Raw genomic sequence first — 12,547 nt, forward strand, 5'->3', positions numbered from 1 at the left:
GTTACATTACATTTGTCCAGCTTTTGGCAGATTTGTCACATGGTAGGCCGTTGCCGTGCGCTCTTATCCTGTAAACAGAAAACCGTACCGGGAGAAAGGCAATGGCCCTGATTGTGGAATTTATTTGTGAGCTACCTAACGGCGTCCATGCGCGTCCGGCAAGCCACGTTGAAACGCTGTGTAATACTTTTTCATCACAAATTGAGTGGCATAACCTGCGCACTGACCGCAAGGGCAACGCCAAAAGCGCCCTTGCGCTGATTGGCACCGATACGCTGGTGGGCGATAACTGCCAGTTACTGATTTCCGGGGCCGACGAACAGGAAGCGCACCAGCGTTTAAGCCAATGGCTGCGCGATGAATTCCCCCACTGCGACGCACCGCTGGCGGAAGTAAAATCTGACGAACTGGAACCACTGCCGGTTTCACTGACCAATCTGAATCCGCAAATTATCCGTGCCCGCACCGTGTGCAGCGGTAGCGCAGGCGGCATTCTGACGCCGATCTCTTCTTTAGATCTCAATGCGCTGGGTAATCTTCCCGCAGCCAAAGGCGTTGACGCCGAACAATCCGCACTGGAAAACGGTCTGACGCTGGTACTGAAAAACATAGAGTTTCGTCTGCTGGATAGCGACGGTGCTACCAGCGCGATTCTGGAAGCGCACCGATCCCTGGCTGGCGATACTTCCCTGCGCGAACATTTACTGGCAGGTGTCAGCGCCGGATTAAGCTGTGCCGAAGCGATTGTCGCCAGTGCACACCACTTCTGCGAAGAGTTTTCCCGTTCCAGCAGCAGCTACCTGCAAGAACGCGCCCTGGACGTACGCGACGTCTGCTTCCAGTTACTCCAGCAAATCTACGGTGAGCAACGCTTCCCGGCACCGGGCAAACTGACGCAGCCCGCCATTTGTATGGCGGATGAACTGACCCCCAGCCAGTTCCTCGAACTGGATAAAAATCACCTCAAAGGATTGTTGCTCAAAAGCGGCGGCACCACCTCACATACGGTGATCCTTGCCCGTTCGTTCAACATTCCGACGCTGGTTGGTGTGGATATTGATGCCCTCACTCCGTGGCAGCATCAAACGATTTATATCGACGGCAACGCTGGGGCGATTGTGGTTGAGCCAGGGGAAGCCGTAGCTCGTTATTATCAGCAGGAAGCCCGCGTACAGGACGCCCTGCGTGAGCAACAGCGTGTCTGGCTGACCCAACAAGCCCGTACCGCAGACGGTATCCGCATTGAAATTGCCGCTAACATCGCTCACTCCGTGGAAGCGCAGGCCGCATTCGGCAATGGTGCGGAAGGCGTTGGTTTATTCCGCACTGAAATGCTCTATATGGATCGCACCAGTGCACCGGGCGAAAGCGAGCTGTACAACATTTTTTGTCAGGCGCTGGAGTCCGCCAACGGACGCAGCATTATTGTGCGCACTATGGATATTGGCGGTGACAAACCCGTTGATTATCTGAATATTCCCGCAGAGGCAAACCCGTTCCTCGGTTATCGCGCGGTGCGTATTTATGAAGAATACGCGTCGTTGTTTACCACACAACTACGGTCGATCCTGCGCGCCTCTGCTCACGGCAGCCTGAAAATCATGATCCCGATGATCTCCTCAATGGAAGAGATCTTATGGGTAAAAGAAAAACTGGCAGAAGCCAAACAGCAACTACGTAACGAACACATTCCGTTTGATGAGAAGATCCAGCTCGGCATTATGCTGGAAGTGCCGTCGGTGATGTTCATCATCGATCAATGCTGCGAAGAGATTGATTTCTTTAGTATTGGTAGTAATGACCTGACGCAATATCTACTGGCAGTGGATCGCGATAACGCTAAGGTGACTCGTCACTACAACAGCCTGAATCCGGCCTTCTTGCGGGCGCTCGATTACGCCGTGCAGGCGGTGCATCGCCAGGGCAAATGGATTGGTCTGTGCGGTGAACTGGGAGCGAAAGGTTCCGTGCTGCCGTTGCTGGTCGGTTTAGGGCTGGATGAACTCAGCATGAGCGCACCATCAATTCCGGCGGCGAAAGCGCGGATGGCGCAACTTGATAGCCGTGAGTGCCGCAAGTTGCTCAACCAGGCAATGGCCTGCCGTACTTCGCTGGAAGTGGAACACCTGCTGGCGCAATTCCGCATGACCCAACAAGACGCACCGCTGGTCACCGCCGAGTGCATCACACTGGAAAGCGACTGGCGCAGCAAAGAAGAAGTGCTCAAAGGCATGACCGATAACCTGCTGCTGGCGGGCCGCTGTCGCTATCCGCGTAAACTGGAAGCCGACTTGTGGGCGCGCGAGGCCGTTTTCTCTACCGGTCTGGGCTTTAGTTTTGCCATTCCCCACAGCAAATCAGAACACATTGAGCAATCCACCATCAGCGTAGCGCGTTTGCAAGCGCCGGTGCGCTGGGGCGATGATGAAGCGCAATTCATCATTATGTTAACCCTGAACAAACACGCCGCGGGCGATCAACATATGCGCATTTTCTCGCGCCTCGCTCGTCGCATCATGCACGAAGAATTCCGTAATGCGCTGGTTAACGCCGCCTCTGCCGACGCTATCGCCAGCCTGCTGCAACATGAACTGGAACTGTAAAAGGAAACATCATGGAACTGTATCTGGACACCGCTAACGTCGCAGAAGTCGAACGTCTGGCACGCATATTCCCGATTGCCGGGGTGACAACTAACCCGAGCATTATCGCTGCCAGCAAGGAGTCCATCTGGGAAGTGCTGCCGCGCCTTCAAAAAGCGATCGGTGATGAGGGAATTCTGTTTGCTCAGACCATGAGCCGCGACGCGCAGGGTATGGTGAAAGAAGCGAAACGCCTGCGCGACGCCATTCCGGGTATTGTGGTGAAAATCCCGGTGACTTCCGAAGGTCTGGCAGCAATTAAAATACTGAAAAAAGAGGGTATTACTACACTTGGCACCGCTGTATATAGCGCCGCACAAGGGTTATTAGCCGCACTGGCAGGGGCAAAATACGTTGCTCCGTATGTTAACCGCGTAGATGCCCAGGGCGGAGACGGCATTCGTACGGTTCAGGAGCTGCAAGCGCTGTTAGAAATGCACGCACCAGAAAGCATGGTGCTGGCGGCCAGCTTTAAAACGCCGCGTCAGGCGCTGGACTGTTTACTGGCAGGATGTGAATCCATCACCCTGCCCTTAGATGTAGCGCAACAAATGCTCAACACCCCTGCGGTAGAGTCAGCTATAGAGAAGTTCGAACACGACTGGAATGCCGCATTTGGCACTACTCATCTCTAAAGGAGCAATTATGGACCGCATTATTCAATCACCGGGTAAATACATCCAGGGCGCTGATGTGATTAATCGTCTGGGCGAATACCTGAAGCCGCTGGCAGAACGCTGGTTAGTGGTGGGTGACAAATTTGTTTTAGGTTTTGCTCAATCCACTGTCGAGAAAAGCTTTAAAGATGCTGGACTGGTAGTAGAAATTGCGCCGTTTGGCGGTGAATGTTCGCAAAATGAGATCGACCGTCTGCGTGGCATCGCGGAGACTGCGCAGTGTGGCGCAATTCTCGGTATCGGTGGCGGAAAAACTCTCGATACTGCCAAAGCACTGGCACATTTCATGGGTGTTCCGGTAGCGATCGCACCGACTATCGCCTCTACCGACGCACCGTGCAGCGCATTGTCTGTTATCTACACCGATGATGGTGAATTTGACCGCTATCTGATGTTGCCAAATAACCCGAATATGGTCATTGTCGACACCAAAATCGTCGCTGGCGCACCTGCACGTCTGTTAGCGGCGGGTATCGGCGATGCGCTGGCAACCTGGTTTGAAGCACGCGCCTGTTCCCGTAGCGGCGCTACCACTATGGCGGGCGGCAAGTGTACCCAGGCGGCGCTGGCACTGGCAGAACTGTGCTACAACACTCTGCTGGAAGAAGGCGAAAAAGCGATGCTTGCCGCCGAACAGCATGTAGTGACTCCGGCGCTGGAGCGCGTGATTGAAGCGAACACCTATTTGAGCGGCGTTGGTTTTGAAAGCGGCGGGCTGGCGGCGGCTCACGCGGTGCATAACGGCCTGACCGCTATCCCGGACGCGCATCACTATTACCACGGTGAAAAAGTGGCATTTGGTACGCTGACGCAGCTGGTTCTGGAAAATGCGCCGGTGGAGGAAATCGAAACCGTAGCTGCCCTTAGCCATGCGGTAGGTTTGCCAATAACTCTCGCTCAACTGGATATTAAAGAAGATGTCCCGGCGAAAATGCGAATTGTGGCAGAAGCGGCATGTGCAGAAGGTGAAACCATTCACAACATGCCTGGCGGCGCGACGCCAGATCAGGTTTACGCCGCACTGCTGGTAGCCGACCAGTACGGTCAGCGTTTCCTGCAAGAGTGGGAATAACCTACTCCAAACTCCCGGCTTGTCCGGGAGTTTGAGAGTGCAGGCAAAGTGGCTCACTCGTCACTGCGGGCATGTTTTTCCCCCTCGCCCTTTCAGGGAGAGGGTCGGGGTGAGGGTAAATATTCGCCCCGGAGCTGGCCTGTTCCCCTCACCCTAACCCTCTCCCCAAAGGGGAGAGGGGACTGTTCGAGCACTTTTTATACGTTATCACCCGTCTGAAACTCCCACGTTGTTCAGGAATTTTTTATCCGCTTCTGGACATTTTCTCTACAGAACAATCGTTAGCCCGGAAGGTCGAATCTGTGACTCTTATTTTCACGGACGGAACAGATGAAAGCTTCACTGGCGCTGGTCAGCCTGCTAACGGCATTTACCAGCAACTCCTTAAAATCTCCGGCCGTTCCACCAACCGTGGTACAAATCCAGGCCAACACCAACCTTGCCATCGCAGACGGTGCCAGACAGCAAATCGGCGGCACGCTATTTTACGATCCGGCGTATGTGCAGCTTACCTATCCTGGCGGTGATGTCCCGCAAGAACGCGGCGTATGTTCCGATGTGGTGATCCGCGCCTTGCGCAGCCAGAAGGTCGATTTGCAGAAACTGGTTCACGAAGATATGGCGAAGAATTTTGCTGAGTACCCGCAAAAATGGCAGTTAAAGCGCCCGGACAGCAACATCGATCACCGTCGGGTGCCTAATCTGGAAACCTGGTTTACCCGCCACGATAAAACACGCCCCACCAGCAAGAACCCCGGTGATTATCAAGCGGGCGATATTGTCTCCTGGCGATTAGATAACGGGCTGGCGCATATTGGGGTGGTGTCAGATGGCTTCGCCCGCGACGGTACGCCGCTGGTGATACATAACATTGGCGCAGGCGCGCAGGAAGAAGACGTGCTGTTTAGCTGGCGGATGGTGGGGCACTATCGGTATTTTGTTAAATAAGCGATCGCCCCACATGAAGAAAAAATTCAGATGTTTTTTACACTGACAGCTTCTTTTTTCTTACGGCTCACCAGCGCCAGTGCCAGCACAATCAGCACAATACCGCTACCTTCAACGGCCCCCGGATTCTCACCGAGCAGCCACCAGGAAAAGAGTACGCCGCAAACGGGAACGGCCAGTGTGCTTAAGCTGGCAATACTGGCAGGCAAGTTTTTCAATACAAACAACCATAAGCTCCACGCCAGCGCCGTCGCCAGAATCGCACTGTAGGCCAGAGCCCAGAACACGGTGGGTTGCCAGTCAATTTCACGTTGCGGCACCAGTAAAGCGACCGCACTCATCACCAGCGCCGCATAAAGCATCTGCCAGGATGTTAACGACAATAAATCCACGCGCGGATGGCGGGCGTATAGGCGTTTCGCGACAATCGCGCTCGCCCCCCAACTAACACCGGAGAGGATTGCCAGCATGGCACTTTTCATCGAAGAGAAATCGAGCTGCCACGGTTGTAACACCAGCAGTAAGCCAACGGCGGCAATCAGAATCACAAAATATTGCCCACGTCGCAGGCGTTCACCGAGAAACAACGCGGCGAAAATCACCACCCAGAACGGCATGGTATAGCTCAGGATCGCCACCTTCCCCGCTCCTCCACTGACCAGCGCCCACTGCGCCAGGCCAACCATCCCACAGGTTTGTAACAGGGCAATGGCTAAGGTGTATTTAAACGGTGTCGGGCGCATTCCGCGACCACGTAATAAAAGGACGATGAATAAAACGAGAGCGCCGAAAATGCAGCGTAAGGCGGTAAAGTCGAAGGCACCGATGTAGCTGGTGACTTGCTTCATGAAAATCCAGCTATAACTCCAGATAAGTGTGAGCACAACCAGGCCACTGATTGCCAGTGGGTTGCTCTTTCCTGCGGCAGACATGAGAGATCCAGTGTGTAGTTTTCCTGTGGACACTATACGCCGGTAAAGAAACTTCAGCGACTGCCTGAAAGACAGTCGCTGAAGAAGGTCAGATTACAGCAGGTCGAAACGGTCGAGGTTCATCACTTTCACCCATGCCGCCACGAAGTCTTTAACAAACTTCTCGTGGGCATCGCTGCTGGCGTAAACTTCCGCCACCGCACGCAAGACAGAGTTAGAGCCAAAGACCAGATCCGCACGGCTGGCTGTGTATTTCACTTCGCCGGTTTCACGGTCACGGCCTTCGAACAGCTCTTTCGATTCGTCGGTCGCTTTCCACTCGTAACGCATATCCAGCAAGTTCACGAAGAAGTCATTACTCAATACACCAACGCGGTCAGTGAAGACGCCGTTTTTGCTGCCATCGAAGTTGGCACCCAGTACACGCATCCCGCCCACCAGCGCGGTCATTTCCGGCGCGGTCAGCGTCAGTTGCTGTGCTTTATCAATCAGCAGTGACTCGGTGGTGGAAACGTCCAGACGAGCGCGATAGTTACGGAAACCGTCAGCAATTGGCTCCAGCAGTTCGAACATTTCAATGTCAGTCTGATCCTGACGCGCATCAACGCGACCCGGTGCAAACGGTACATGAATGCTCAAACCTGCGGCGCTTGCGGCTTTCTCTACGCCAACCACACCTGCCAGCACGATGATATCCGCAAGCGAGGCTTTACCAGACTCTTTCTGGATTTTCTCCAGAACAGGCAGAGCACGAACGGCTGCGGCGTTCACATCCCAGTCGCGCTGCGGCATTAATGCCAGACGCGCACCGTTGGCACCACCGCGTTTGTCGCCACCACGGAAGGTAGAAGCAGACGCCCAGGCTACCGATACCAGCTCGCTGACAGACAGACCAGAATCCGCAATCGCGAATTTCAGATCGATAATGTCCTGCTCGGTCGGGTTGTAGATCGGCTGCGGCAGCGGATCTTGCCAGATCAGATCTTCTTTCGGTACTTCCGGTCCGATGTAGCGAGATTTCGGCCCCATATCCCTGTGCGTCAGTTTGAACCAGGCACGGGCAAAGGCTTCATTGAACGCCTGCGGATCGTTGAGAAAACGACGAGAGATCTTCTCGAACTCCGGATCAAAACGCAGCGTCAGGTCGGTCACCAGCATCGTCGGTTTACGTTTCTTCGACGGATCGAACGGATCCGGGATAATTTCCGGTGCGTCTACCGCTTCGAACTGGATTGCGCCAGCCGGACTGCGGGTCTGTACCCACTCATACTTGAACAGGTTTTCGAAGAAGTAGTTGCTCCACTGGGTCGGCGTCTGGGTCCAGACTACTTCCAGACCAGAGGTAATGGCATCTGCGCCAACGCCGCTGCCGTAAGTGCTCGCCCAGCCTAAACCTTGTTCTTCAATCGGTGCAGCTTCTGGATCAGGACCTACATTTGATGTCGGACCGGCACCGTGAGTTTTACCCAGCGTATGACCACCCGCAATCAGCGCCACGGTTTCTTCGTCGTTCATGCCCATGTTGCCGAAGGTCGCGCGGATAGCTGCTGCCGCAGAAAGCGGTTCGCCGCTGTGATCCGGGCCTTCCGGGTTAACGTAAATCAGGCCCATCTCGGTTGCGCCCAGCGGCGCTTTCGCCAGTGCTTCCGGATGACGGTGGGTCAGCCAGGCTTTTTCATCACCCCAGTTAACATCCAGATCCGGTTCCCAGACGTCTTCACGACCGGCACCAAAACCGAAGGTACGGAAGCCGGAGTTTTCCAGCGCCACGTTACCCGCGAGGATAAACAGGTCGGCCCAGGAGATTTTCTGACCATATTTCTGTTTGATTGGCCACAACAGGCGACGCGCTTTATCGAGGCTTACGTTATCCGGCCAGGAGTTCAGCGGTGCAAAACGTTGCTGACCACGACCCGCGCCGCCGCGCCCGTCGATTGAACGGTAAGTACCCGCGCCGTGCCAGGCCATACGAATAAACAGACCGGCGTAGCTGCCCCAGTCGGCAGGCCACCACGGCTGAGATTCTGTCAGCAGGGCTTTCAGATCTTTTTTCAGACCGTAGTAATCTAATTTGCTGAATTCTTTGCGGTAGTCAAAGTCCTCACCCAGTGGGTTAGAACGATTAGAATGTTGGTTTAACAGGTCAACACGGAGTTGATTTGGCCACCAGTCGCGCGTGGTTGTGCCCCCACCTGCGCTCTGGTCGTGACCGCCCTGATGGAACGGGCATTTGCCAGTGGCTGTCGTGTTATGGATATCGTCTGACGTGCTCATCAATGTGCTCCCCTCTACAGTGTTACCGTTACGATACACAGCGTTAGAGAGAAGTTATAATTGAATTAATCCACGGATGCGATAGTTGAGATCTTACATATTGTTGGTTAAAGAGATGTAGATCAAATTGATCGTAATTAAGCCCTTATGAGTATGTCTGATTTCGGACAAATGCTTTATAAAAAAGGTTTTAGCTTGGTATCCTTCAAGTAATGAGGGAGAAAACAAGGCTGATAACCTTATTTTCCCGCCCTCATTTCGAGGCAGCATTTTGTGCTCTGTTTAAAATTTGTGATCACTGTGTGATTTTTACAAAAGCCACAATACTTATAAACCAGGTCGAACACCCAGCGTATGGCAAATCGCGTAACTCATTTCAGCGCGGTTAAGCGTATAGAAGTGGAAATCTTTCACTCCTTCACGGCTTAAAATCTTCACCATATCCATGGCGATATTCGCGCCCACCAGCTTGCGGGTTTCAGCATCATCATCCAGCCCGTCGAACATTTGTGCCATCCACGCCGGAATACGCACGTTGGTCATGTCGGCAAATTTCTTCGCCTGTTTAAAGTTCGAAACCGGCAAAATTCCCGGAATGATTTCCACATCAATGCCTGCCGAGACGCAGCGATCGCGAAAACGCAGGTAGCTTTCGACATCGAAGAAGAACTGAGTAATCGCGCGGTTGGCTCCGGCATCCACTTTTCGTCTCAGGTTGAGTAAATCGGCCTGGGCACTTTTCGCTTCTGGATGTACTTCCGGATACGCCGCCACGGAGATATCGAAATCTGCCACTTCTTTTAACAGCGTCACCAGGTCAGAAGCATACATTTCTGGCTTACCACTTCCCGGCGGCAGGTCGCCACGCAGCGCCACGATATGGCGAATACCGTTATTCCAGTAGTCGCGTGCAATGGTGCGCAGCTCGTCGGGCGTCGCATCAATGCAAGTAAGATGCGGTGCCGCTTCCAGACCAGTGCGATCTTTAATGCCTTTAATAATGCTGTGCGTACGGTCGCGCTCGCCGGAGTTCGCGCCATAGGTCACCGACACAAACTTCGGTTTCAGGTTGCTAAGGCGATCGATGGAGTTCCACAGGGTCTGCTCCATTTCACTGGTACGCGGCGGGAAAAACTCGAACGAAACGTTAATCTGCCCCTGGACTTCTGCCAGACTCTGATTCAGGGCATCCCGCTGGCTGGCGTGAAAAAAGCTCATACCTTACCTCATCAATCGCTTGTAGTTATATGTTGTGTTGTGCACATCTATCCGTTTAGACGTCCAGATGTAAAGATGAAGGAAAAGCTGAAGGGCGTCAACCGAAAAATGACCAATGATGGTGAGGAAAAATCAGGGAAGTTGAAAAAAATTCAGGATGGTAAGAAAAAGAAAATCCGGTATGCAAAACAGACCGGATTGCAGATGTAGGCTAACAACGTACTTATTGCTTCTTGCCGGATACGGCGTAAACGCTTCATCCGGCCTATAACCCTATGATAATTCAATAAATTACATTATAACCCATAGACCCGAAGACATGCGTACCGGACATTATTAGTTTCCTGAAATTACAACAACTGCGCCAGGCGGTTAATATCCGACTGAATCGCCCCTGCGGTGACGTCGCGCCCCGCGCCAGGCCCACGGATCACCAGAGGGTTATCGCGATACCAGCGGCTTTCGATGGCAAAGACGTTATCGCACGGCAGCAGTGATGCCAGCGGATGGTCTTCACGCACCGCTTCCACGCCCACACGCGCTTTGCCATTGGCATCGAAACGCGCCACGTAGCGCAGCACCAGCCCCATTTCGCGGGCCGCTTCCAGTCGTTGCACCATCTGCTCGTTCAGTTCATCGCCGTTTTCAAAGAAATGGTCGATGCTACCGCCTTCGCAATGGGCAGGCACCAGCGATTCCACGCGCACCTGATCTGGTTCGATGTCGTAACCCGCTTCACGCGCCAGAATCACCAGCTTGCGCATCACGTCTTTGCCGGAAAGGTCATCACGCGGGTCAGGCTCGGTTAAGCCCTGCTGCCACGCCTGATCCACCAGTTCGGTAAACGGCACGCTACCGTCGAATTGCAGGAACAGCCAGGAGAGCGTGCCGGAGAAGATCCCGCTGATCGACAAAATAGTATCGCCGCTGTCGATCAGATCGCGCACGGTGTGGTTGATCGGCAAGCCTGCGCCGACGGTGGCGTTGTACAGCCAGTGACGCCCGGTTTTTTCGAAGGCGTCGTGGATCTGGCGATATTTATTGCTGTCGCTCGCTCCTGCCAGTTTGTTGGCACTGATGACGTGGAAACCGTGGCTGGCGAAATCAAGATACTGGTCAGCGAGCTGCTGGCTGGCGGTAACGTCCAGCACCACTAAATCATCATACGGATGGGCGCGCATCCACAGGAACAGCGACTCTTCATCCTGCTCGACCGCTTCATCGTTGAAGAAGGCTAGCGCGCGGCTGGCATCCAGCCCGTCATAACTCAACAGGCTGCGGCGGCTGTCCACCACGCCTGCCAGCACAAATTCAAAGCCGGTACGTGCCGAAAGCGTGCTCTGCTCACGGGCGAACAGTTCCAGCCAGCGGGAACCGATATTGCCCTTGCCGAACAATACCAGGCCGATGCGTTTTTCTGCGCGGAAGACGGACTGATGCAGCCCCTGAATCAGGCTTTCGGTCGGGCCGGTGCGCAGTACTGCCACCAGGCTGATGCCGTCATCGGACTGCCAGGTAAATTCGACCGGCTGGCCTTTCAGTTGCTGCCAGAAGCGGTGGCAATGCAGCGGGTTACGGGTGACACCCGCCCCAACCATCGCCACCAGCGCCAGCCCCTGACGCAGGCGCAGTTCGCCAGGTAATCCCGCTTCGTCGAGGATTTTCAGCGCACTGTCGGCCACTTCTGAGGTGTAGCAAAATTGCAGCAACTGGCGATCATTATGCACGCCAACTGCCAGTGGACGCACCTGCGCGCGTTTCAGGATTTGGTCGATCTCTTTATGCGCCAGTTTGAAATCCTGGCTGGCGGGCACCTGAAACTCAATCAAGCAGACATCATCATGGCTGGTGACAATACGCGCACCAGTACCGGAGGCCAGCACGCGTTCAATGCGCGTGGAACCTTGATCCGGCGTGTAGCTACAGCGCAGCTGCAGGTCGATTTCGCTGCCAGAAACTGGCTGTAAAGTACGGGCGTGAAGAACGGGAGCCGCCAGACGCGCCAGTTCGCTGGCCTCATCCAGACGCAGCAACGGCAGCAGGCAGGCATCTTTCACTTTACGCGGGTCGGCGCTGTATACCCCGGCGACGTCGCTCCAGATGGTTACGCGGGAAACTCCCGCCAGCGCACCGATTTGTGTCGCGGAATAGTCGGAACCGTTACGCCCCAGCAGCACCGTTTCACTGGCGTTGTTACGGCTGATAAACCCGGTCACCACCAGACGTTTGCCCGGATGTTGTACCAGTAGCTGTTGCAGCAACGGGTAAGAAAGTCCTTCATCAACCTGCGGTTGCGCAGCGCGTTCAGCGCGTAAAAACTCGCGGGCATCAAGCCAGGCCGCTGGCAGCCCTTGTTGATTAAGTACCGCAGACATCAGGCGCGCCGACCACACTTCGCCGTGGCCCACCACTTCCGCATACACCGCGTCGTTAATACCGCTGTCGAGCAGCGCCGCCAGGCGTTCCAGATCGCTGACAAAAGCGCTAATGAGGCTATCGGCTTCTTCGGCGGGTAACAGGCCGCTAATCAGATCGCACTGATAGCGACGCAGCGTTTGTTGAACCTGATGCGCAGAGAGACGATCGGTCTGGCTTAGTTTCAACCAGTTAATCAACTGGTTAGTGGTGCTACCGGCGGCGGAAACCACCATCATATCGTCAGGCTGAGAGTACTCCGCCATAATGCCCGCGACACGCAAATAACACTTCACATCAGCCAGACTACTGCCACCAAATTTATGCAGTTGACGACCTTTCGCCCCTGCCTGCGCAATCACATTCATT

The 12,547-nt window shown here is 54.4% G+C and carries 9 protein-coding genes; 5 read left to right on the forward strand and 4 right to left on the reverse strand.

Annotation, left to right across the window (positions count from 1 at the left end; translation table 11 throughout):
* Positions 1-101 precede the first annotated feature (101 nt).
* The 4 genes from ptsP (at position 102) to ACJHXB_RS19380 (ending at position 5,339) form a co-directional block, all read left to right on the forward strand.
* Complete coding sequence (gene ptsP, locus ACJHXB_RS19365) at positions 102-2,603, forward strand: phosphoenolpyruvate--protein phosphotransferase (RefSeq protein WP_001185123.1); 2,502 nt, start codon at positions 102-104, stop codon at positions 2,601-2,603.
* A gap of 11 nt (positions 2,604-2,614) precedes the next feature.
* Positions 2,615-3,277, forward strand: coding sequence for a fructose-6-phosphate aldolase (gene fsa, locus ACJHXB_RS19370; protein ID WP_000424856.1), 663 nt, complete (start codon positions 2,615-2,617; stop codon positions 3,275-3,277).
* A gap of 10 nt (positions 3,278-3,287) precedes the next feature.
* Positions 3,288-4,391 carry a bifunctional L-1,2-propanediol dehydrogenase/glycerol dehydrogenase gene (gene gldA, locus ACJHXB_RS19375; RefSeq protein WP_000373992.1) on the forward strand — a complete coding sequence of 368 codons (1,104 nt, stop codon included), beginning with the start codon at positions 3,288-3,290 and terminating at the stop codon, positions 4,389-4,391.
* Positions 4,392-4,721: 330 nt separating this feature from the next.
* The gene (locus tag ACJHXB_RS19380; RefSeq protein WP_000647905.1) at positions 4,722-5,339 is read left to right on the forward strand and encodes a DUF1287 domain-containing protein; all 618 of its coding nucleotides are present in this window, start codon (positions 4,722-4,724) and stop codon (positions 5,337-5,339) included.
* Between the two features lie 26 nt (positions 5,340-5,365).
* On the opposite strand, the gene yijE is transcribed toward ACJHXB_RS19380, so the two are convergent.
* The 3 genes from yijE to metF form a co-directional block, all read right to left on the reverse strand.
* Positions 5,366-6,271: a cystine transporter YijE gene (gene yijE, locus ACJHXB_RS19385; RefSeq protein ID WP_001366770.1), complete on the reverse strand. Its 906-nt coding sequence runs from the start codon at positions 6,269-6,271 to the stop codon at positions 5,366-5,368.
* A 93-nt stretch (positions 6,272-6,364) separates the two neighbouring features.
* Positions 6,365-8,545, reverse strand: coding sequence for a catalase/peroxidase HPI (gene katG, locus ACJHXB_RS19390; RefSeq protein ID WP_001296626.1), 2,181 nt, complete (start codon positions 8,543-8,545; stop codon positions 6,365-6,367).
* Positions 8,546-8,872: 327 nt separating this feature from the next.
* Entirely contained in the window at positions 8,873-9,763 is an 891-nt protein-coding gene (gene metF, locus ACJHXB_RS19395; protein WP_000007513.1) for a methylenetetrahydrofolate reductase, read from the reverse strand.
* Positions 9,764-9,838: 75 nt separating this feature from the next.
* Here metF and ACJHXB_RS19400 point away from each other — a divergent pair, with 75 nt between their 5' ends.
* Positions 9,839-9,973: a hypothetical protein gene (locus ACJHXB_RS19400; RefSeq protein ID WP_000660165.1), complete on the forward strand. Its 135-nt coding sequence runs from the start codon at positions 9,839-9,841 to the stop codon at positions 9,971-9,973.
* A 140-nt stretch (positions 9,974-10,113) separates the two neighbouring features.
* On the opposite strand, the gene metL is transcribed toward ACJHXB_RS19400, so the two are convergent.
* On the reverse strand, positions 10,114-12,546 hold the full coding sequence (gene metL / locus ACJHXB_RS19405) for a bifunctional aspartate kinase/homoserine dehydrogenase II (RefSeq protein WP_001100672.1): 2,433 nt from the start codon (positions 12,544-12,546) through the stop codon (positions 10,114-10,116).
* Between the last annotated feature and the right edge of the window lies 1 nt (position 12,547).

Source organism: Escherichia sp. WS3227_2, assembly GCF_046486495.1.
Taxonomy (GTDB): domain Bacteria; phylum Pseudomonadota; class Gammaproteobacteria; order Enterobacterales; family Enterobacteriaceae; genus Escherichia; species Escherichia coli.